This window comes from Citricoccus parietis, assembly GCF_042433045.1.
In the GTDB taxonomy this organism is placed as follows: domain Bacteria; phylum Actinomycetota; class Actinomycetes; order Actinomycetales; family Micrococcaceae; genus Citricoccus; species Citricoccus parietis.
The window spans coordinates 18,304-38,526 of the sequence record NZ_JBHLWH010000030.1 but is presented as its reverse complement, the minus strand read 5'-3'; the positions used below and the strand labels follow the sequence as shown (position 1 = coordinate 38,526).

Here is a 20,223-nt window from a genome sequence, read left to right as displayed (position 1 = left end):
TCGTCTTCTGGACCCTGCTGATTGGACAACCCTGTGACCGCTGCCGCTGCCCGCCCCCTGCGCCTCGCCATCATCGGTGCCGGACCGGCCGGCGTGTATACGGCAGACCTGCTGACCAAGGCCGAGCGGGACTTCGAGGTCAGCATCGACCTCTTCGACCGCTACCCGGCCCCCTACGGACTCATCCGCTATGGAGTGGCCCCGGACCACCCGAGGATCAAGGGCATCGTCAAGGCCCTGCACAAGGTCATGGACCGCGGGGACATCCGCTTCCTCGGCGGCGTGGACTTCGGCACGGACCTCACCCTGGAGGACCTGCGCGAGCACTATGACGCCATCGTCTTCTCCACCGGTGCCGTCCGGGACGCAGACCTCTCCGTCCCCGGCGTGGACCTCGAGGGCTCCTTCGGTGGCGCCGACTTCGTCTCCTGGTATGACGGCCATCCGGACGTGCCACGCCAGTGGCCGCTGACCGCGAAGGAGGTCGCGGTGATCGGCAACGGCAACGTGGCCCTGGATGTGGCCCGCATGCTCTCCAAGCACGCCGACGACCTGCTGGTCACCGAGATCCCGGAGAACGTCTACGAGGGGCTCAAGGCCTCCCCGGTCACGGACGTGCACGTCTTCGGCCGCCGCGGACCCGCCCAGGTGAAATTCACCCCGCTGGAGCTGCGCGAGCTGGCGCACTCCAAGGACGTGGACATCGTGCTGTACCCGGAGGACTTCGCGTTCGATGAGGCCTCGGAGCAGTTGGCAGCGACGAACAACCAGGTCAAGACCATGGTCGGCACCCTGACCAACTGGCTCGTCGAGGACCAGGACTCCGGCGCCTCGCGCCGCCTGCACCTGCACTTCCTGCAGCAGCCGGTGGAGATCCTCGCCGGCGAGGGGGACGAGGCCGGCCAGGTCGCCGGCCTGCGGATGGAGCGCATGGAGCTGGACGGCACCGGCAACGTCACGGGCACCGGCGAGTACATCGACTACCCGGTCCAGGCCGTGTACCGGGCCATCGGCTACCACGGTTCCCCCGTGCCCGGGCTCGGCTATGACGAGCGCAAGGGTGTCATCCCCAACGACGCCGGCCGCATCCTGGACGAGAACGGCACCCCGGTGCCCGGCCTGTATGCCTCCGGCTGGATCAAGCGCGGCCCGGTGGGCCTGATCGGCCACACCAAGGGCGACGCCCTGGAGACCATCGGCTGCATGCTCGAGGACCAGCCCGACCTGTGGTCCGCGGCGAATCCGGACGAGCAGGCGGTCCTCGACCTGCTGGAATCGCGCGGCATCGAATACACCACCTGGGAGGGCTGGCTGAAGCTGGACGAACACGAGCTCGGTCTCGGTGCCACCGCCACCGGCTCCGGTCCCGTGCAGCGTGAGCGCGTCAAGGTGGTTCCCCGCGAGGACATGACCCGCATCAGCCGCGGCTGATGGCGCGGCTGCTCGCAGACCTCACCCCTCTGCGGGTCAGCCCCGCCTACCGGCGGCTCTGGATCGGGAACTCACTCTCGGCGGTGGGCACGCAACTGACCCTCGTCGCGGTCAGCCTTGAGGTATTCCACCTCACCGGTTCATCGCTGGCAGTCGGGATGCTGGGCGCGTTCGCCCTCGTGCCACTGGTGGTGGCCGGGCTCTACGGCGGGGCGGTGGCCGACCACGTGGACCGGCGCAAGCTCGCCCTGGCCTCCTCCTCCGTGCTGTGGCTGACCGCCGTCCTGATCGCAGCCCAGGCCTGGCTGGGGCTGGAGAGCGTGTGGGTGCTGTACGTGCTGGTGGCCGTCCATTCCGGGGCCTCCGGCATCAACCAGCCCACCCGCGGGGCCATCATCCCCGCGCTCGTGGGCCTCAAGCTGCTGCCGGCTGCCAACGCCCTGAACATGATGACGTTCTCCGTGGCGATGATGGTCGGGCCGTTGTTCGCCGGCGTCCTGGTGGCCCAGGTGGGCTACGCCTGGACGTACTCCGTGGACGTGGTGACCTTCCTGGCCGCTCTCTATGCCGTGTGGCGCTTGCCGTCCCTGCCGCCGCAGCGGCAGGAAGGTGCTGACTCTGCTGAGCCGGTTGAATCAGCGGGGGTCCGGCGCCGGGTCGGCTGGGGCTCCGTGGTGGAGGGGTTCCGCTTCCTGGGGTCCCGCCCCAACCTGCGGATGACCTTCATCGCGGACATCGTCGCGATGGCCACAGCCTTCCCGCGGGCGCTGCTGCCTGCGATCGGCGCGGTGGTGCTGGACGGCGGCGAGGCCGCCGTCGGGATCCTGCTGGCGGCCATGGCCCTCGGCGCCTTCCTCACGGGGCTGTTCTCCGGACCGCTGACGCGCATCGTCCGGCACGGGGCGGCAGTGTACTGGTCCATCGTTGCCTGGGGGCTGTCCGTGGCCGGCTTCGGCGTGGTGGTCTATCTGGCCGCCCGTGCCGGGGCCTCCGGTGGCGAGCCCCAGAATTACCTGTGGGTGGCCGCGGCCTTCCTGGCCCTGGCCGGCTGCGCCGACTCCGTCTCCTCGGTCTTCCGCAACACCATCCTGCAGTCGGCCACCCCGGACCATCTGCGGGGACGGCTGCAGGGCGTGTTCATCGTGGTGGTGGCCGGCGGGCCGAGGGTGGGGGAGATGTTGACCGGTGGCGCCGCCGAGCTGCTGACCGAGCCGGTGACGCTCATGGCCGGCGGGGTGCTCTGCGTACTCGGGGTCAGCACCCTGATGCGCTGGCAGCCCGGCTTCCTGAAGTACGACTCCCGCCATCCCGTTCCCTGAGCACCTCGATTCCCTGAACGTGTCGGCCGCCTGGCGTCCCTGGGCACCTCCCGCCTGGAATGTCCGGCCGGTGACGTACGTTGTACCCACAGACGTCTCATCGACCGTCTCTGAGTTTCCCGCACCCCCTGGAAGGACCGCCCCCGGATGCACCGGCATTACAACGGACTGAAGACCACCCTGCTGTTCGCCGGATTGTTCGCCGTGCTGCTGGCCATCGGCGGTGTCATCGCGGCCGGCACCGGCCGGGCCGTGTGGATCGGGGTCTTCGCCGTCATCGGGGTGGCATCCACGGCCTACAGCTACTGGAACAGTGACAAGATCGCCATCCGCTCCATGCGCGCCTACCCGGTCACCGAGCAGGAGCAGCCGGAGATGTACCGGATCGTCCGCGAGCTCTCCGAGGCGGCCCGGCAGCCGATGCCGCGGCTCTACGTGGCACCCACCGCCTCCCCCAATGCCTTCGCCACGGGCCGCAATCCGCAGAAGGCCGCCGTGTGCTGCACCGAGGGAATCCTGCAGATGCTCAATGCACGCGAGCTGCGCGGGGTGCTGGGGCACGAACTGATGCACGTCTACAACCGGGACATCCTGACATCCTCCATGGCGGCCGCCGTCGCCGGCGTCATCACCTCGGTGGCCCAGTTCATGCTGTTCTTCGGGGCCGGCCGGGACAACCGCGGCGCAAACCCCCTGGCGATGATCGCGCTGGCCCTGCTGGCCCCGATCGCGGCCTCGCTCATCCAGATGTCCATCTCCCGGACCCGGGAGTACGACGCGGACGAGGATGGTGCCCGGCTCACCGGAGACCCTCTCGCCCTGGCCTCGGCCCTCTACAAACTGCAGAACGGCATCCAGGCCGCGCCGCTGCCGTCCGAGCAGAGGCTGCAGAACACCGCACACCTGATGATCGCCAACCCGTTCCGGAACGTGCAGAAGATGTTCTCCACGCACCCGCCGATGAATGAGCGCGTCAAGCGTCTCGAGGGCATGGCCCGGGAGTTGGGCCAGGCCTGACGCGGCGGCTCGGCTGACCCGGCTCAGCTGACCCGGCCGGCCGCTGGCCATCGTCAGGACGTGGGCAGCAGCCCGCCGGCGCGCTCCCAGGCGCGAGCCAGGTGGTCCTTCACCGGAGCGGACAGCAACTCCTCGGCCGCCTTCTCGGCCTGACGGATCGAACCGCCGGCCGCCTGCCGCGCCTCCTCGGCGATGGCTCGCTGCTGACGGTGCCAGTCACGGTCCTCGAAGCGCGGTTCAGGCGCGATCGAGGCCAGCTGCGCGGCGATCCGGTTCTGGTTTCGCTCCGCAGCCCGCAACCGCTCTGGTTCCAGGACCTGATCGATGAAGCCTCCATGCACCACGAGGCCGATGCCCCCGTCGAGGCCGTGGCGTAGGGCCACGGCCAGGACGGTCTCCGCGGGGATGCCCGCGAGGCCGGGATCCTGTGCCACCCAGGCCTGCCGGGACAGTGGCCGGCCATGGCGGGTGTCCACGAGCACGTCGCCGAGGGTGGCCTGCAGGGTGCTGACGAAACCGTCGGGGGTGATCAGGTAGAGCATGGTGTCCTCGGTCGGTCGAACGGGCTTCTCAGCGGAAGTTGATGAACTGCAGGTCGGCGTCCTCGAAGTCCTTGAGCATGGCCATGGTGGCCTGCAGGTCGTCGCGGGACTTGGAGGAGACGCGGAGCTCGTCGCCCTGGATGGCGGCCTTGACGGATTTCGGGCCCTCATCGCGGATCAGCTTGGTGATCTTCTTGGCGGTGGGCTGGTCGATGCCCTCCTTGATGGTCGCCTCCATCCGGTACTCCTTGCCCGAGGCGTAGGGCTCGCCGGCCTCGAGGGACTTCAGGGAGATGCCGCGCTTGACCAGCTTGGACTGGAAGACGTCCAGGACGGCCTTGACACGCTCCTCGGAGGCGGCCTTCATCAGGATGGACTCGCCGCTGAAATCGACCTCCGCGCCCACGCCCTTGAAGTCATAGCGCTGGGCTATCTCCTTCTGGGCCTGGTTCAGGGCATTGCTGATCTCCTGCTTGTCGACCTTGCTGACCACATCAAACGTCGAATCGCTGGCCATGGCTCCTCTTCACTGTTGTGTCCGCCGCGATGAGAAGGCGGTGGACTCGGGTGGGACGTTCCTCGCGGACAGCCTACCGGTGGGCCCCGGTGCCGTGGCATACCGGGCCGGTGCCCGTGCGGGAGAGGGGCAAGACGGCGGGATGAAAGCGCCGATTCGAAATCCTGGCCAAGCTCCGGTAAAGTGGGTTGTCGCCGACCGAACGGACTGGTTCAGACCAGTTTCGCGCGGGAGGGGCCCCGGCAGATTACCCGAGCGGCCAAAGGGGGCTGACTGTAAATCAGCTGGCATTGCCTTCACTGGTTCGAATCCAGTATCTGCCACACGGCGGAAAACCGCGGGAGTCACCAGACTCCCGCGGTTTTCTCGTTTCCGGGTGTGCCCTCAGAAGTTCAGTACCAGGCGCCCACGGACGCCGCCGGCCTCCAGCCGTCGGTGGGCCTCCGGGGCCTGTTCCTTCGGCAGGGACGCGGCCACCCGCAGGCTCACCAGGCCGTCCTCCGCCTGTTGCCTGAGCGTGTCCAGCTTCTGCTGTTCCCGGGCGTAGTCCGCGACCAGGATCGGCTGGAACCTGACGCCACGTTCGCCCGGCTCGTCGTAGCCCCGGATGGTGATGACGGTGCCGCCGTCCCGGACGGCGGGGGCGACTGCGGCGTGCAGCATCGCTCCGTCGACGGCGCCGTCCACGCCGTCGGGGAACCGCTCACGGACTCGGTCGGCGAATCCTTCGCCGCGGGGAAGCACGACGTCGGCCCCCAGACCGGCGACCAGCTCCTGGTCCTTCGCGGCGGCATCGGCGACGACGGTCAGCCCGTCAGCCTTCGCCAACTGGACCGCGTATCCGCCCATGGCGCCCGCCGCCCCGGTGACGGCGATGACGCTGCCGGACGGCAGGCCGAGGGTGTCCAACGCCAACCGTGCGGTGAGCCCGTTCATGGGCAGGGTGCTCGCCTCCAGGTGGCTGGTGTCCCGGGGGGCGGCGGCCACGGACTCGGCCGGCACGACCACCTGTTCCGCGTAGGCGCCGTGGGCGCCGCGCGGCACGACGATCGCCATGACGGCGTCACCCACGCGGAGCGGGGTCTCGGTGCCGGGTCCGATCTCCTCCAGTATCCCGGCGACGTCCATTCCGGGGATCAGAGGTCGAGGCTGCCGGGACAGGTCCCGTTGTCCGGATCGGAGCAGGGTGTCCGTCGGATTGACGGCGGCCGCATGGACGCGGATCCGTACCTCTCCCTCCGCAACGGCAGGTTGGGGCAGGTCAACGACCTGCAGGGCGTCCGGTGTTCCTGGTTCATGGATTCCAATGGCTCGCATAACCCGCGCAACCGGATCTCCCGGAGGATTATTCCGCCTCAGTGTGACTCACGCCGCCATGGGCAGGGGCATCAGATCCCAGATGGTGCAGTAGGCGTGATCCGGGGCTCCCATGACGGACTCGTAATAGGCCCAGGCCCAGGCCGGGGCCCCGTTCGAATCGGGAGGGGCGGCCGGGCAGCCGCCGGGCTCCAACCAGCGGCCGTCCACGCAGATGAAGTCGAGATAGTCGGCCACGGAACCGTCCCGGGGCGGCTGGAGGGAGTCCTTGAGGTCCGCCGCGAGTGCCACCCCGTAGAGCTCCGTGGCGTCGGTGTCCAGGACCAGTCCGCAGTCCCGCTCGAACGCCTGCACCCACTCCATGGACTCGCGCAGCGCATGCTCCGGCTCCTCTCGGTCCACCACGACCATGACGGTCGTCCGCCGGCCGGGCGCCATGCGCCCCGGGCCGGACGGGCCGTGTTTGGGGTGCGGCGCCGACCTCGGGCGTTGTGGGGAAGGGCGCTGCTGGGAACGGCGCGGTTGCTGCGGGGCGTCGTGCGACATCGGGTGCTCCTCGGCTGATCGATCCAATGGGTCGGTCCTCTGCTGACCGGATGATCCGACGTTAGGAAGCCGGCCGGCCCCGCATCAGGGGTCCTTGGACCAACCGTGGGCAACGCGCGAGGCAGGTGGACACTGTGGAGGAGGGAGCCGGAGGAGGGAGTCGCCGTCGCCTGTGGATCTGGCTCCCGCGGCCCGACCGTCGGCCGTTAGGGTGGAAGGCATGGCAACCACCGAGATCACCGAAACCGGATTCGAACAGACCATCACCGAGAACGACATCGTCTTCGTCGACTTCTGGGCCGGCTGGTGCGGACCCTGCAAGCAATTCGCCCCGGTCTACGAGCAGGTGTCGGGCGAGCACCCGGACGTCGTGTTCGGCAAGGTCGACACCGAGGCCGAGCGGGGCCTCGCCGCCGCCGCGAACATCACCTCGATCCCGACCCTCATGGCGTTCCGGGACAAGGTCCTGGTCTACGCCCAGCCCGGCGCCGTCAACGCCACCCAGCTGCAGGAGCTCGTCACGGCCGTCAAGGGACTGGACATGGACGAGGTCCGGGAGAAGGTCGCCCAGAACCAGAATCCCGACCAGAACACCGATCAGAACTCCGATCAGAACTGACTACCGCCGCCGGTGGTCCGCCGGTGCCAGCCGCGGGCCGAACCGGCTGAACCGGACGCCGGACAGGCCGATGAGCCTGACCACGCGCTGCCGGTGGCCGGCCCACGGCTCCAGCAGCCGCAGCATCCCGGCATCGTCCGTGCGCCGGCCGGTCAGCGCCTCGCCCACATGATGGGCCAGGTGGTAGTCGCCCACGGCCACCGTGTCCGGGGCCCCATGGGTCCGCTGGACGGTCTCCGCGGCCGTCCAGACGCCGATCCCCGGCACGGCGGTCAACGTCTCAGCGGCGACCCCCGCGGGTAGGCCGGCCAGCCGTTCCAGGGCGCTCGCCCGCTCGGCCACCCGCAGCATCGCCCTCGACTGTGCGGGCTGGACCCAGCCGGCGTGCCAGGCCCAACTGGGGATGCGCCGGACGGCGTGGGCGGTCGGTGGCAGCAACATGCCCGGTGGTGCAGGAGCCGGGGCCGCCTCGCCGAAGCCCCGCACCAGCCAGCGCCACCCGGACCGGGCCTGGTCATGGGTGACCTTCTGCTCCAGGACCACGGTCAGCAGCTGGTCCACCATCCGTCCCGTGGCCGGCAGGCGCAGCCCGGGGTTCGCACGGCGGGCCCGCGCCACCGCATGCGGAAGAGCGGCTGCCCCCACTGTCCCGGTTGCCCCCGAGCCCCCCGCCGAGCGCGGGGCGAGGAGCGCGTCGAAGGCCGACCAGTCGTCGTCGAGCCCCAGCAGCCGGTGCGCGTCCGCCACCGCGGCCGTGGCTCCAGGGCCCCACGCGAGCACCGGGACCGGGCCCGGGACCAGCGCCGAGGGCGCCGGCCGGACGAGCACCGTCACCGGATCGCCCGAGGCCGGCACCCGGTAGCAGAGCCACACCCCATCGGGGCGGGACTGCACGGTGGGATCAGCATGTCCGCGCTGCAGGACGCCCAGGGTCAGGCGCACGTCCACGGGGACGCCGGGCTCCAGGACCATGGTGGCGTCCGGGGCGGGCAGGGAACCTAACACCCTGCCATTGTCCCGCGTTGAGTGGTCATGCGGATTCATGCTCTTGCCGCCCGAGGCGGCCGCGGCGGTACCGTTGAGCCCATGAACGCGCAGCCCGAGAACGCCGGCACTCCAGAGACCCCATCCGGCCACCCGCACGGCATGACCTACGCCGAGAACGTCCTCGGCCTCATCGGCAACACGCCGCTGGTGAAGCTGAACAGGGTCACCGAGGGGCTCAAGGCCACCATCCTGGTCAAGCCCGAGTACCTGAACCCCGGCGGCTCCGTGAAGGACCGCATCGCGCTGAAGATGATCGAGAACGCCGAGGCCGAGGGCAAGCTCTCCGCCGGTGGCACCGTGGTGGAGCCGACCTCCGGCAACACCGGAGTCGGCCTGGCCATGGTCGCCCAGCTCAAGGGCTACCGCTCCGTGTTCGTCACCCCGGACAAGGTGGGCGAGGAGAAGCGGGACGTCCTCAGGGCCTACGGCGCCGAGGTGGTGGTCACCAAGACCTCCGTGGCCCCCGAGTCCGAGGAGTCCTACTACGGGGTGGCCAACCGCCTGGAGCGGGACATCCCGGGTGCCTACCAGCCCAACCAGTTCTTTAACCCCTCCGCCCCGGAGTCCCACTACGAGACCACCGGCCCGGAGATCTGGCGGGACACCGCCGGCCGGCTCACCCATGTGGTCATCGGTGCGGGCACCGGTGGCACCATCACGGGCACGGGCCGCTACCTCAAGGAGGTCTCCGCGGACCGCGCCTCCGGCCCCGTCAAGGTCATCGCCGCCGATCCGGACGGTTCCGTCTACTCCGGCGGCACCGGCCGGCCCTACTCCGTGGAGGGCGTGGGGGAGGACATGTGGCCCGGCAACTATGACAAGTCCGTGCCTGACGAGGTCCTCGCCGTGGAGGACGCCGCCTCCTTCGAGATGACCCGCCGCCTCGCCGCCGAGGAGGGCCTGCTCGTGGGCGGATCCTCCGGGATGGCCGTCGTCGCCGGCCTCCGGGCCGCGCAGGACCTCGGCGAGGACGACGTGATGGTCATCATCCTGCCGGACTCCGGCCGCGGCTACCTCGGCAAGATCTTCAACGAGGGCTGGATGGACGAGATGGGCTTCGAGGCCTCCACGCCGGAGTCGGTTTTGCCGGTGGACCTGCAACCCGCGCACGACGCCGGCCCCGCGGACCCCGCGGTGTCCTCGCCCTCCGCGGTGTCCTCGGCTCCGGCGGTGCCCGACGCGTGGAAAGCGACGGTCGCCGACCTCCTGCGGGAGAAGTCCTCCTGGTTGCCCGGCGCCCTGCCGTCCGTGGTCACCGCCCCGAAGGACGCCACCCTGGCCGAGGCCATCTCCACCATGAACCGCTACGGCGTGGACGCCCTGCCCGTGGTCGGCGCACCCCGGGATGACCTGCGCGTCGGCGAGATCCTGGGCGCCGTGGACGTGGCCACCCTCACCGACCTGCTGGCCACCGGGCGGGCGACCGCCGCGGACACCGTGTTCGACCACGTCGGCGCCCCGCTGCCGAAGGTCAACGTCAACGCCCCGCTCTCCACAGTGCGCGAGGCCCTGCGCTCCGCCCCCGCCGTGATGGCCACCCACCACGGCGTGGTCACGGGCATCGTCACCCTGCACGACCTGCTGGCCCGCGTGGCCCGCTGAAAGGACTGGACATGACCAACGAGACCCCCCGCTACGAGGGCTTCAACACCCGCGCCATCCACGCCGGCCAGGCCCACGAGACGGTCTACGGCGCCGTGGTGCCGCCCGTGCACCTCTCCACCACCTATGCCCCCGAGGCCGTGGGGCAGCTGCGCCACGGCTATGACTACGGCCGCGGCACCAACCCCACCCGCGACTCCCTCCAGGAGCAGCTGGCCGCCCTGGAAGGCGGCGTGGACGGCCGAGCCCGCGCCTTCACCTTCGGCTCCGGCCTGGCCGCCGAGAACGCCCTGATCCACGCCGTGGCCGGCCCCGGCGCCCACATCGTCATGGGCAACGACGTCTACGGCGGCACCTACCGCCTGATCAACAAGATCCTGGGCCCCTGGGGCGTCACCCACACCGTGGTGGACATGGCGGACGTCTCCGCGGTGGAACAGGCACTGGCGGCCGTCGACGCCTCCGCCGCCCGGATCCTGTGGCTGGAGACGCCCTCCAACCCGATGATGAAGGTCTCGGACATCGCCGCACTGGCGGAGGCGGCGCACGCCGCCGGGGCGCTGCTGGTGGTGGACAACACCTTCGCGACGCCGTACCTGCAGCTGCCGCTGGAACTGGGCGCCGACGTCGTGGTCCATTCCACGACCAAGTACATCGGCGGGCACTCCGATGTGATCGGCGGCGCCGTGGTGGTCAACGACCCGGAGCTCGCCGAGAAGGTGAAGTTCCAGCAGTTCGCCGCCGGTGCGGTCAACGGGCCGCTGGACGCCTATCTGACCACCCGGGGGCTCAAGACGCTCGGGGTGCGCATGGACCGCCACAATGCGAACGCCGCCACGATCGCCCAGCACCTGCAGGGCATCTCCGGCGTGGAGCGGGTGCTGTACCCGGGCCTGCCCGACCACCCGGGCCATGAGCTCGCCTCCCGCCAGATGCGCGGGTACGGCGGCATGGTCTCGGTGCAGTTCACCGGCGGGGCGGCGGCCGCCAGGCAGGTCGCCGAGACCACCCGGCTGTTCCAGCTGGCGGAGTCCCTGGGCGGGATCGAGTCGCTGATGAACTACCCGGCCGAGATGACCCACGCCTCCGTGGCCGGCACCGAGCTCGCGGTGCCGGACAACCTGGTGCGCCTGTCCGTGGGCATCGAGGACGTGGCCGACCTGATCGACGACCTGGACCGCGCCATCGCCTCGCTCTAGGCAGCGTCCAGCAGGAGCCGGAGGGCGACGACGTAGCCGAAGAGGACCACGAGGACCCGGAAGACCGGCGCGGGCAGTCGCCGCCCGATGAGGGCGCCGAGCCAGCCGCCGACCACGGAGCCGATCGCCAGGAGACCGACGGCGGCCCAGTCGACGGGGGCGATCCACACGAAGATCAGGGCGGCCACGACGTTGGCCGCCAGCACGGCCACGTTCTTCAGGGCGTTGACCGTCTGGAGCCGTTGCTCCAGTCCCAGGGCGAGGCAGGCCACGAGCATGACGCCCTGGCCCGCCCCGAAGTAGCCGCCGTAGACGCCGATGACCGCTGACACCCAGGCCAGGGGCGCCGGGAGGCGGGTGCTGGTGCCGCGGGGCGCGTCCCCACGGCGTCGCGCCCGCCGCCGCAGGGCCCCGGAGATGACCGGCTGGGCGCCGACCAGGGTGGCGGCGAGCAGGATCAGCCAGGGTGCCAGCCGCGAGAAGGCCTCGGAGGGCAGGGAGAGGAGCAGCACGGCCCCGGCCACCGCGCCGACGGCGGTGGTCGCGGCGACGCCGATGACGAGCCCGCGCTGTCCCACGAGCTCGTGGCGGTACCCCCAGGTGCCGGTGATGTTCCCCGGCACGAGCCCGATGGTGTTGGAGACGTTCGCCACCACCGGCGGCAGGCCGACGGCCAGCAGGACGGGGAAGGTCACCAGGGAGCCCGCCCCGATGGCGGTGACGACCAGGCCCCCGCCGAGCCCGGCCGCGAGGATCGCGAGTGCCGTCAGCACGTCCACCGGCGCCTCCCTCCGGCCGCGTCAGCAGCCCAGTTGATGGAATCTGGCGGCCCTCAGGCCGAGCCGGTCGGCGTCGGGAAGGCAGACCGCCCGTGACAGCTCGTACTCTATGGCCGAGGCCATGGCCGTACAGAACCCGTGCGGGTCGAGCTCGGCGGGCGGTTCCTCCGGCACCACGTGGTCCACGAGCCCGATCCGGTGCAGTGCGGCGACGTTGACGTCCTGTGCCTCCGCCATCTCGGGGGCGTGCAGGGTATCCCGGTGCACGATCGCGCTGGCACCCTCCGGGGGCAGGGGCGAGAGCCACGCATGCTCGGCGGCGATGATCCGGTCGGCGGGCACCAGGGCCAGGGCACCGCCGCCCGCGCCCTGTCCCCAGAGGACGGACACGCTGGGCACCGGGGTCCCGATCAGGTCGGCGAGGGTCCGGGCGATCTCGCCGGCCAGCCCGCCCTCCTCGGCCTCGCGGGACAGCTCCGCTCCGGCCGTGTCGATGACGGTGAGCAGGGGCAGGCGCAGCTCCTGGGCCACCTGGACGCCCCGCCGGGCCTGGCGGAGGGAGGCCGGACCCATCTCCCGCTCCCCGGGACCCGGCCGCTGGTGCCCGACGACGACGCACGGCTGGGTGCCGAAGCGGGCCAACGCGAGGGTCAGCCCTGGATCGGCCTCGCCCTGCCCCGTGCCGTGCAGGACCACGGCGTCATCCGCGCCCTCTTCCAGCAGGCGCTGCAGGTCAGGCCGTCCGCGGTCGCGGGAACGCTCGATGGAGTGCCAGGTGGAGGTGGTGCCGGGGCCGGCAGCGGCGCTGGCCGGGGCCGGCGTCGGGCAGGCCGGACCGGACTGGCTGGACTGGCTGGACTGGCTGGACTGGGGAGCCGGGGCGACGATGCGCAGCACCCGGTCGAGCAGGTCCGGAAGGTCCTCGGGGGCGGCGACGCCGTCGATGATCCCCAGGCGGTGGAGGTTCTCCGCCGTCTGCACCCCGCTGGGGAACGGCTCTGAGTTGAGGGCCTCGAAGACCCGGGGCCCGAGGAAGCCGAGCAGGGCGCCGGGTTCGGCGAGGGTCACGTGGCCCAGTGACCCCCAGGAGGCCATCACGCCGCCGGTGGTGGGGTGCCGGAGGTAGACCAGGTAGGGCAGGCCTCGGTCCTTGTGCCGGTGGATGGCCTGGGTGATGTCCACCATGGACAGGAACGCGGGGGTCCCCTCCTGCATCCTGGTGCCGCCGGAGGCCGGGCAGGCGAGCAGGGGCAGGCGCTCCTCGGTGGCGCGTCGGACGGCGTCGGTGATGCGGCGCGATGCGGCACGGCCGATGGAGCCCGCCAGGAAGCCGAACTCGGAGGCGATCACGGCCACCGGTCGGCCGCGGATCAGCCCCCGGCCGGTCGTGACGGACTCGTCGGCCCCGGTGACGCGGCGGGCCTTCTCCAACTCGGCGGCATACCGGGGGCTGGTGGGAGGTTGCTCGGCCGGACGATCCCACGGCGTGAAGGTTTCCTCGTCCAGCACCAGGTCCAGGAGCTGTGCCGCGGAGCGCCGCAGCCTCACCTCGGTGCCGGTCATGCCAGCCACGACCGGATGGCCTCGGCGTCCCGGTCCAGCAGTGGCGGCGCGGTGTGGGCCCGCTTCGTGGTCTCCTGCCCCGAGGCCGCGTCGAAGAACCGCAGCGGGGGACCGGGGAGGTCGATGCCGCCGAGGAGGGGGTGGTCCACGGTGAGGCGCAGGCCCTGGGACTCGACTTGGTCCCAGGCATAGACCTTGTCCAGGGACCGCACCTTCCCGGCGGGGATGCCGGCCGCATCCAGCCGTTCCAGCAGTTCGGCGGGCGGGTGGGTGCTGAAGGCCTGTTCGATCACCTGGATGAGCCGGTCCCGGTGCTCCACCCGCAGCGCGTTCGTGGTGAAGTCCGGGTCCTCGGGATCGAGGCCGACGGTGGCGCAGAACGTCCTCCAGAGCCGCTCGTTGCCGACGCTGATCTGAACGCTGCCGCCCTGGCAGTGGAAGAGGCCGTAGGGGGCGATCGAGGGATGGTGGTTGCCCTGGGCCTGCGGGGTCTGCCCGGCCACGGTCTGGCGGGTCCCCTGGAAGGCGTGGACGCCGACCACCGCGGCGAGCAGCGAGGTCCTCACCACCTGCGCCTTCCCGGTCCGCTCGCGTTCCAGGAGCGCCGCCAGCAGCCCGTAGGCCCCGTACATCCCCGAGAGCAGGTCGGCGATCGGGACGCCCACGCGCTGGGGGTCGTCCGGTCCGGAGCCGGTGAGGGACATCAGCCCGGCCTCGCCCTGCACGATCTGGTCGTAGCCGCTGCGGGTGGCTTCGGGGCCGTCATGGCCGAACCCGGTGATGGAGAGGATGACGAGCCGGGGGTTGATCTCGTGCAGGGTCTCCACCGGGAATCCGAGCCGGTCCAGCACGCCGGTGCGGAAGTTCTCCAGCAGGGCGTCGGACCGCCGGACGAGCTCGGCCAGGGTGGCCCGGCCGTCCTCGCTCTTGAGGTCCAGGGCGATGGACTCCTTGTTGCGGTTGCAGGAGAGGTAGTAGGTGGCCTGGGGGTCGTCCTCCGGGCCCACGAACGGCGGGCCCCAGGACCGGGTGTCGTCGCCGGTGCCGGGGGTCTCGACCTTGATCACCCGGGCGCCGAGGTCGCCGAGCATCATTCCGGCGTGGGGGCCGGCCAGGGCGCGGGTGAGGTCGAGGACCGTGTAGCCGCTGAGCGGTCCCGCGGTGGTGGTCATGGGGTTCCTCTCCGGGTCGGTCCCGTGGTCGACACGTGGCTCGGGGCGGAGCCGGCTCACATCCATCCGGGGACCACCATGGTCAGCCAGGCGAGTGGCGGCGCGGCGACCACCACGATCGCCCCGTAGGTGAGGATCTGCTTGTAGAAGCGGTCAGGGTCCGTCCCCTCCGGTGAATTGGCGAGCACCAGGGCGCCGTTCGTGGAGAACGGGGACACGTCCACCACCGTGGAGGCGACCGCCAGGGCGCAGACGACGCCGATGGCGCTGACGGACCCGGAGTCGAGGAAGGGGACGGCCAGGGGGATCAGGGCCGCGAGGATGGCGGTGGAGGAGGCGAAGGCGGAGACCACGGCGCCGATGTAGCAGATCATCAGGGCGGCGAGCAGCGGCATGCCCATCTGGGCGACGGCGTCGGAGACGTACGTGATGGTCCCGGCCTCCTGGAGTGTGCCGACGAAGGTCAGCATGCCGCAGATCAGCAGCACGGTCGGCCAGCTGATCTTGTTGACCGCTCCCTTCTGGGCCTTCGGTGAGAGCAGTGCCAGGATGACCGCGATGGTGATGGACACGAAGCCGATGTCCACCTGGAATCCGAGGGCCACCACGGCCAGGGCCACCAGGCCGAGCATGGTGGCGACCTGGGGGAACGTGACCCTCTGCGAGGAGGACGAGGAGGAAGACGGCCCGTCGCCGGCCGGGTCCCGGGGGCCGTAGGTGCCGCTGCCGGACCCCTTGAAGTCGACGCCGGCCGCGCGTGCGCCCACGGAGGCGTGCAGACGGGCGTCCGAGACGGACTCGGCGAACTCCGTCACCCGGGTTCCCACGAGGGACCTGCCGCCGAGGACCAGGAACAGGACGACGGCGATGACCGCGTTGAAGATCAGGGAGCTGAGGAACAAGGCCGTCGGGCTGAACGCGAAGCCCGCGTCGGCGATCAGGCCGTTGACGATCACGCCGTAGACGGCGATGGGGGAGAAGCTTCCGGCCTGGGCGCCGTGGACGATCAGCATGCCCATCATCAGGGGGTTGATCTTGTACTTGGCGGCGAAGTTGAGGCCGATGGGGGCCATGATGGCCACCGCGGCCGGGCCGAGCGCGCCCACGGCGGTGATGACCGCGGTGAGGGTGAACATGACCCACGGGATGAGGGCGACCCGGTTGTCCACGAGTTTCACGGCCCGTCTGACCAGCAGGTCGATCGTGCCGTTGTTCTGGGCGATGGCGAAGAGATAGGTGACGCCCACGAGGGTGAGGAAGAGGCCACCGGGGAAGTTGGCCATGATGTCATCGGCCTCCATCCCCAGGAAGAGCGCTCCCAGGACGAAGGCGCCCACGAACGCCAACGCCCCCATGTTGATGGGCAGCACGGTGGCGAGGATGAACATGGCGGCCAGGATGATGATCGCGATGATGGGTTCTGACATAGGGATGCCTTCCAGGGGGCGCGTGAGGTGGATCACTCTGCTAGTGGCCTAACCTCCTAGACTCTTGAACCGGTTGTCAATATGCTGTGACGAACTCACGGACGAGGGCGCGGGAGGCCGCAGATGACGGAACAGGGCAGGGGCCATGGGGCGCGCCGTGTCACGCGTGCTCGGCTGTACGAGCAGCTGATGGAACGGATCCTCGAGTACATCGATGAGGAGGGCCTGACGCCCGGCGACCGGCTTCCCTCGGAGCGTGACCTGGCCGAACAGTTCGGCGTCTCCCGGGCGACCCTGGCTCAGGCCCTGGTGGCCCTGGAGGTGCTCGGCGTCATCGATGTCCGCCATGGCACCGACGCCGTCCTGGTCTACCGCCCGAATGCGACCACGCTGCTGCGGCAGTTGAGTGACCATCGGAGCCTGCTGCCGGAGATCGTGGAGGCCAGGAGCACCGTTGAGGTCAAGCTCGCGGCCCTGGCGGCCGAGCGACGGACGGAGCAGGACCTGGCGGCGATCGACGCGGCCATCCAGGTGATGGCGGGCGAGATCGAGCAGGGTGACCGGGGAGTGGGTGGCGACGAGAGGTTCCACGGGGCCATCACCCAGGCTGCGCATTCCGGGGTCCTGGCGCAGATGATGGACTTCTTGAGTGAGAGGATCCGGGAGACCCGCATTGAGTCTTTGGGGCAGCCCGGGCGCCCGGAAGTCTCCCTCGAAGCGCACCGGGCTATTGCGGAGGGCATCCGCCGGGGCGATCCGGACGAGGCAGCCCAGGCGATGCAGCGGCATATCGACGTCGTCTCCGACGTCCTGCTGCTCCGTGACGCCGAGGGCTGATCACCGGCAGCTCAGCGGCTCAGCGCAGGAATCGCCGTAGCGGCGGGAACCACAGCAGGGCGGCGCCGGCCAGCAGCACCAGGGCGAGGGCCAGGAGCAGGGGGTGGCCGCGGATGATCAGGGGGACCCCGACGATCACGGCCACACCGGTCAGCAGGCCGACCGCACTGCGCCGGGACCGCAGCAGCTGGACGGCGCCGGTGCCGGTGGCGAGGGCCAGGACGCCGGCCAGCCCCGCCAGGACGAACTGGCCCGTGGTAGTGGCCTCCGGCGCGGCGAGGTCGAGTCCTCCGGCGGTGCCGGCCGGGGCGTTGAGCCCGGACAGGAGGAAGGCCGTGGCCACCAGGGCGAAGAGCGCGGTGGCTATGACCCACCACCAGCGGGCCACCTTCAAGGCGGTGGGTGTGGCGGCTTGGCGTTCAGCCGCGGCGCGCTGCTCGGCCGCGCGGCGGTCCTCCTGTTCCTGGCGCTCTGCGCGGGCGCGTTCGGCGTCGTCCCGGGAGGCATCGAGGAAGGAACGGGTCGCACGGCCTGCGGCACGGGCGAAACGATGGTGGGGCTGTGGGCCAGGGGATTGCGGTCCAGGGGTCTGCTCGGGCACGTGACGAGCCTAACGGTTCGGCCCGATCCCGCGGCCGCCGTGATGCGTTAGACTTGAGGGACCATTCCGGTCAAATCCCCTGTGCATGCCCCGCTGTTGAATACTGCAGCAAGGCATCAAGTTGTGTGGCTCGCTTTCGGCAACGTGTCGGCTGTGCGGGCGGCCGGTCCCGAACCCCCTTCCGTTCCTCCGCTGCTGAACTGTGCCGCCCCTGCGGCCCGGGACGCCAGCGGAACCGGCAGGGCGGGGACCGCCAGGAGAAATGGAACGGGCGTGATGTTGGACCACGCCACGGGGAGCACCGGAGAGAACCAATCCGATGCGTTGCGGCACCCAACCGGCCGCAATCACCGATCCCCGTGAGGAAATACCGTGTCTGAACACGCCCAAAACGAAACCACCCAGAACGCCGAGATCACCGAGAACTCGGAGATCGCCGAGAACTCGGAGAACACCGAGAACGGCGAGAACACCGAGTCGGCAGAGTCGGGCGTCCCCGCGTTCGCTGATCTCGGCATCGACGGCCGCGTCCTCGCCGCCATCTCCGACCTCGGCTATGAGAACCCCTCGCCGATCCAGGCCCAGACCATCCCGCTGCTGCTCAGCGGCCGTGACGTGGTGGGCCTGGCCCAGACCGGCACGGGCAAGACCGCCGCGTTCGCCGTGCCGGCCCTGTCCCGCCTGGCCGAGACCGCTGACGTCAACGGCCCGGCCAACACGCCGCAGATCCTCGTGCTGGCACCGACCCGCGAGCTGGCCCTGCAGGTCGCCGAGGCCTTCACCACCTACGCCAAGCACATCAAGGGCGTGACCGTGCTCCCCGTGTACGGCGGCGCCCCCTACGGCCCCCAGCTCTCCGGCCTGCGCCGTGGCGCCCAGGTGGTCGTCGGCACCCCGGGCCGCGTGATCGACCACCTGTCCAAGGGTTCCCTGGACCTGTCCAACCTGCAGTACATGGTCCTGGACGAGGCCGATGAGATGCTGCGCATGGGCTTCGCCGAGGAAGTGGACCAGATCCTGTCCGCCACCCCGGACCAGAAGCAGACCGCGCTGTTCTCCGCCACCATGCCGCGCGCCATCCAGCGGATCTCCGGCAAGTACCTCAACAACCCCGTCGAGGTCTCGGTCGCCGCGAAGAACACCACGGCCGGCAACATCCGCCAGCGCTTCATGCAGGTCACCGGCTCCTGGAAGCTCGAGGCCATGACGCGCATCCTCGAGACCGAGGAGCATGACGGCGTCATCGCCTTCGTCCGCACCCGCAACGCCACCGAGGAGCTCACCACCAAGCTCAACGCCCGTGGCTTCCGGGCCGCCGCGATCTCCGGCGACGTGGCGCAGAACCAGCGCGAGAAGACCGTGGACAACCTGCGTTCGGGCCGCATCGACATCCTGGTGGCCACCGACGTGGCCGCCCGCGGCCTCGACGTCGAGCGGATCAGCCACGTCATCAACTACGACATCCCGCATGACACCGAGGGCTATGTCCACCGCATCGGCCGCACCGGCCGCGCCGGGCGCTCCGGCGATGCCGTGCTGTTCATGACCCCGCGTGAGAAGTACCTGCTGCGGGCCATCGAGAAGGCCACCCGCCAGACCGTGGAGCAGATGAACATGCCCTCCGTGGCGGACGTCAACAACTCCCGTCTGGGCCGTTTCAGCGCCCAGATCACCGAGACCCTCTCGGCGGGCGATCTGGACGTGTTCCGCGGCCTCATCGACTCCTACGTGGCGGAGAACGACGTCAACGCCGAGGACGTCGCCGCGGCGCTCGCCAAGATGGCCCAGGGCGGCCGCCCGCTGCTGGCCGAGGAGCAGGACATGCCCCCGGCCAGGATGGAACGCGGTGGCCGGGAGGACCGTGGCGATCGTGACGGACGCGGCTCCCGCGGCCCGCAGCGCGGCCCGGCCGAGGGCAATGCCACCTACCGGATCGCTCTGGGCCGTCAGGACCGCGTGCAGCCGGGCAACATCGTGGGTGCCCTCGCCAACGAGGCCGGACTGCGTTCCAACCAGATCGGCCACATCGACATCCGCTCCAACCACGCCCTCGTGGAGCTGCCGGCGGACCTGACCAGCCAGCAGTGGGATGCCCTGGGCAACACCACGATCAACGGCCGCCCGATCGAGATCCAGAAGGACAACGGCCGTCCGACGAACGCCGAGCGCGAGGGCAAGCCCTTCCGCTCCGGTGGCGGCGGCTACAAGGGTGGCCACAAGGGCGGCTATGGCGGTCACAAGGGTGGCGGCAAGGCTGGATTCAAGGGCGGTCGGAAGTCCTTCGAGAAGCCCTCACGCGACCGGTACTGACGGGTACTGACCGGTCAGAGGTCGGCGGAAGCCGGCCGAACGACCGTGGAACCACCTCGATTTCATTCGTACGGAAATCGCTGGTAGAGTTTCACGTCGTTGCCCCGATAGCTCAGTGGTAGAGCGCAGTCTTGGTAAGACTGAGGTCCCGGGATCGATTCCCGGTCGGGGCTCTGAATGAGAGCCCGTGCGTTGCGAGATGTCGCGGCCACGGGCTGACTCATTCCATGGCGGCGTAGCTCAGCTGGTTAGAGCGCACGACTCATAATCGTGAGGTCGGGGGATCGAGTCCCCCCGCCGCTACGGAACAGGACCTGGACCCTCGGCGAGGATCCGGGTCCTCTTTCGTCTCACCCTGTTCCCGGCACCCGGTGAGAT

At 70.3% G+C, this 20,223-nt stretch carries 18 protein-coding genes and 3 tRNA genes; 11 read left to right on the top strand and 10 right to left on the bottom strand.

Annotation, left to right across the window (positions count from 1 at the left end; all coding sequences use genetic code 11):
• The first annotated feature begins 33 nt into the window (after positions 1–33).
• The 3 genes from ACFFIO_RS11450 to htpX all read left to right on the top strand — a co-directional run bounded on the left by ACFFIO_RS11450 (position 34) and on the right by htpX (position 3,767).
• Positions 34–1,431 (top strand): FAD-dependent oxidoreductase, encoded by a 1,398-nt coding sequence (locus tag ACFFIO_RS11450; RefSeq protein ID WP_378041908.1) that lies wholly within the window; start codon positions 34–36, stop codon positions 1,429–1,431.
• Positions 1,431–2,750 (top strand): MFS transporter, encoded by a 1,320-nt coding sequence (locus ACFFIO_RS11445; protein WP_378041906.1) that lies wholly within the window; start codon positions 1,431–1,433, stop codon positions 2,748–2,750. Before ACFFIO_RS11450 ends, ACFFIO_RS11445 begins: the two co-directional genes overlap by 1 nt.
• Positions 2,751–2,897: 147 nt before the next feature.
• Positions 2,898–3,767, top strand: coding sequence for a zinc metalloprotease HtpX (htpX, locus tag ACFFIO_RS11440; protein ID WP_378041904.1), 870 nt, complete (start codon positions 2,898–2,900; stop codon positions 3,765–3,767).
• Positions 3,768–3,820: 53 nt separating this feature from the next.
• Here htpX and ACFFIO_RS11435 read toward each other — a convergent pair whose 3' ends face one another.
• A complete protein-coding gene (locus tag ACFFIO_RS11435) occupies positions 3,821–4,309 on the bottom strand; it encodes a hypothetical protein (RefSeq protein WP_378041903.1) in 489 nt (162 codons plus the stop codon).
• Positions 4,310–4,337: 28 nt separating this feature from the next.
• Positions 4,338–4,826 (bottom strand): YajQ family cyclic di-GMP-binding protein, encoded by a 489-nt coding sequence (locus tag ACFFIO_RS11430; protein WP_159552472.1) that lies wholly within the window; start codon positions 4,824–4,826, stop codon positions 4,338–4,340.
• A 241-nt stretch (positions 4,827–5,067) separates the two neighbouring features.
• Between ACFFIO_RS11430 and ACFFIO_RS11425 the strand changes: the two genes are divergently transcribed.
• A tRNA-Tyr gene (locus ACFFIO_RS11425) sits at positions 5,068–5,149 on the top strand.
• Positions 5,150–5,210: 61 nt separating this feature from the next.
• Here the strand turns inward: ACFFIO_RS11425 and ACFFIO_RS11420 are convergent.
• On the bottom strand, positions 5,211–6,143 hold the full coding sequence (locus tag ACFFIO_RS11420; RefSeq protein WP_378041902.1) for an NADP-dependent oxidoreductase: 933 nt from the start codon (positions 6,141–6,143) through the stop codon (positions 5,211–5,213).
• Between the two features lie 48 nt (positions 6,144–6,191).
• The gene (locus ACFFIO_RS11415) at positions 6,192–6,689 is read right to left on the bottom strand and encodes a hypothetical protein (protein ID WP_378041901.1); all 498 of its coding nucleotides are present in this window, start codon (positions 6,687–6,689) and stop codon (positions 6,192–6,194) included.
• A 220-nt stretch (positions 6,690–6,909) separates the two neighbouring features.
• Here ACFFIO_RS11415 and ACFFIO_RS11410 point away from each other — a divergent pair, with 220 nt between their 5' ends.
• Positions 6,910–7,308, top strand: coding sequence for a thioredoxin family protein (locus ACFFIO_RS11410; RefSeq protein WP_378041899.1), 399 nt, complete (start codon positions 6,910–6,912; stop codon positions 7,306–7,308).
• Here the strand turns inward: ACFFIO_RS11410 and ACFFIO_RS11405 are convergent, their stop codons facing one another.
• Positions 7,309–8,313, bottom strand: coding sequence for a DNA-3-methyladenine glycosylase family protein (locus ACFFIO_RS11405; protein ID WP_378041898.1), 1,005 nt, complete (start codon positions 8,311–8,313; stop codon positions 7,309–7,311).
• A 141-nt stretch (positions 8,314–8,454) separates the two neighbouring features.
• Here ACFFIO_RS11405 and ACFFIO_RS11400 point away from each other — a divergent pair, with 141 nt between their 5' ends.
• Together ACFFIO_RS11400 and ACFFIO_RS11395 are read left to right on the top strand one after the other, a co-directional pair.
• A complete protein-coding gene (locus tag ACFFIO_RS11400) occupies positions 8,455–9,957 on the top strand; it encodes a cystathionine beta-synthase (RefSeq protein WP_378041938.1) in 1,503 nt (500 codons plus the stop codon).
• Positions 9,958–9,968: 11 nt separating this feature from the next.
• The gene (locus ACFFIO_RS11395; protein WP_378041896.1) at positions 9,969–11,156 is read left to right on the top strand and encodes a cystathionine gamma-synthase; all 1,188 of its coding nucleotides are present in this window, start codon (positions 9,969–9,971) and stop codon (positions 11,154–11,156) included.
• On the opposite strand, the gene ACFFIO_RS11390 is transcribed toward ACFFIO_RS11395, so the two are convergent.
• Genes ACFFIO_RS11390 through ACFFIO_RS11375 form a run of 4 tightly spaced genes read right to left on the bottom strand, consistent with a single transcriptional unit; the run spans position 11,153 to position 16,097 of the window.
• Positions 11,153–11,935 carry a sulfite exporter TauE/SafE family protein gene (locus tag ACFFIO_RS11390; RefSeq protein ID WP_378041894.1) on the bottom strand — a complete coding sequence of 261 codons (783 nt, stop codon included), beginning with the start codon at positions 11,933–11,935 and terminating at the stop codon, positions 11,153–11,155. The genes ACFFIO_RS11395 and ACFFIO_RS11390 overlap by 4 nt on opposite strands.
• Before the next feature lie 21 nt (positions 11,936–11,956).
• The gene (locus ACFFIO_RS11385; RefSeq protein WP_378041892.1) at positions 11,957–13,498 is read right to left on the bottom strand and encodes a carboxyl transferase domain-containing protein; all 1,542 of its coding nucleotides are present in this window, start codon (positions 13,496–13,498) and stop codon (positions 11,957–11,959) included.
• Positions 13,495–14,670, bottom strand: coding sequence for a CaiB/BaiF CoA transferase family protein (locus ACFFIO_RS11380; protein WP_378041890.1), 1,176 nt, complete (start codon positions 14,668–14,670; stop codon positions 13,495–13,497). The genes ACFFIO_RS11385 and ACFFIO_RS11380 overlap by 4 nt, the downstream gene beginning before the upstream one ends.
• A gap of 56 nt (positions 14,671–14,726) precedes the next feature.
• On the bottom strand, positions 14,727–16,097 hold the full coding sequence (locus ACFFIO_RS11375; RefSeq protein ID WP_378041889.1) for an SLC13 family permease: 1,371 nt from the start codon (positions 16,095–16,097) through the stop codon (positions 14,727–14,729).
• 123 nt (positions 16,098–16,220) lie between these two features.
• Here ACFFIO_RS11375 and ACFFIO_RS11370 point away from each other — a divergent pair, with 123 nt between their 5' ends.
• Positions 16,221–16,934, top strand: coding sequence for a FadR/GntR family transcriptional regulator (locus tag ACFFIO_RS11370; RefSeq protein ID WP_378041888.1), 714 nt, complete (start codon positions 16,221–16,223; stop codon positions 16,932–16,934).
• Between the two features lie 19 nt (positions 16,935–16,953).
• Here ACFFIO_RS11370 and ACFFIO_RS11365 read toward each other — a convergent pair whose 3' ends face one another.
• Entirely contained in the window at positions 16,954–17,535 is a 582-nt protein-coding gene (locus tag ACFFIO_RS11365) for a hypothetical protein (protein ID WP_378041886.1), read from the bottom strand.
• A 372-nt stretch (positions 17,536–17,907) separates the two neighbouring features.
• Here ACFFIO_RS11365 and ACFFIO_RS11360 point away from each other — a divergent pair, with 372 nt between their 5' ends.
• The 3 genes from ACFFIO_RS11360 (at position 17,908) to ACFFIO_RS11350 (ending at position 20,148) form a co-directional block, all read left to right on the top strand.
• The gene (locus ACFFIO_RS11360) at positions 17,908–19,845 is read left to right on the top strand and encodes a DEAD/DEAH box helicase (protein ID WP_378041885.1); all 1,938 of its coding nucleotides are present in this window, start codon (positions 17,908–17,910) and stop codon (positions 19,843–19,845) included.
• Positions 19,846–19,946: 101 nt separating this feature from the next.
• Positions 19,947–20,018, top strand: a tRNA-Thr gene (locus tag ACFFIO_RS11355).
• Positions 20,019–20,074: 56 nt separating this feature from the next.
• Positions 20,075–20,148, top strand: a tRNA-Met gene (locus ACFFIO_RS11350).
• Positions 20,149–20,223: the final 75 nt, after the last annotated feature.

Coding starts and splice junctions, on each gene's coding strand:
- ACFFIO_RS11445 (WP_378041906.1), top strand. CDS start 1,431: ATGGCGCGGCTGCTCGCAGACCTCACCCCTCTGCGGGTCAGCCCCGCC.
- htpX (WP_378041904.1), top strand. CDS start 2,898: ATGCACCGGCATTACAACGGACTGAAGACCACCCTGCTGTTCGCCGGA.
- ACFFIO_RS11435 (WP_378041903.1), bottom strand. CDS start 4,309: ATGCTCTACCTGATCACCCCCGACGGTTTCGTCAGCACCCTGCAGGCC.
- ACFFIO_RS11430 (WP_159552472.1), bottom strand. CDS start 4,826: ATGGCCAGCGATTCGACGTTTGATGTGGTCAGCAAGGTCGACAAGCAG.
- ACFFIO_RS11420 (WP_378041902.1), bottom strand. CDS start 6,143: ATGCGAGCCATTGGAATCCATGAACCAGGAACACCGGACGCCCTGCAG.
- ACFFIO_RS11415 (WP_378041901.1), bottom strand. CDS start 6,689: ATGTCGCACGACGCCCCGCAGCAACCGCGCCGTTCCCAGCAGCGCCCT.
- ACFFIO_RS11410 (WP_378041899.1), top strand. CDS start 6,910: ATGGCAACCACCGAGATCACCGAAACCGGATTCGAACAGACCATCACC.
- ACFFIO_RS11400 (WP_378041938.1), top strand. CDS start 8,455: ATGACCTACGCCGAGAACGTCCTCGGCCTCATCGGCAACACGCCGCTG.
- ACFFIO_RS11395 (WP_378041896.1), top strand. CDS start 9,969: ATGACCAACGAGACCCCCCGCTACGAGGGCTTCAACACCCGCGCCATC.
- ACFFIO_RS11385 (WP_378041892.1), bottom strand. CDS start 13,498: ATGACCGGCACCGAGGTGAGGCTGCGGCGCTCCGCGGCACAGCTCCTG.
- ACFFIO_RS11380 (WP_378041890.1), bottom strand. CDS start 14,670: ATGACCACCACCGCGGGACCGCTCAGCGGCTACACGGTCCTCGACCTC.
- ACFFIO_RS11375 (WP_378041889.1), bottom strand. CDS start 16,097: ATGTCAGAACCCATCATCGCGATCATCATCCTGGCCGCCATGTTCATC.
- ACFFIO_RS11370 (WP_378041888.1), top strand. CDS start 16,221: ATGACGGAACAGGGCAGGGGCCATGGGGCGCGCCGTGTCACGCGTGCT.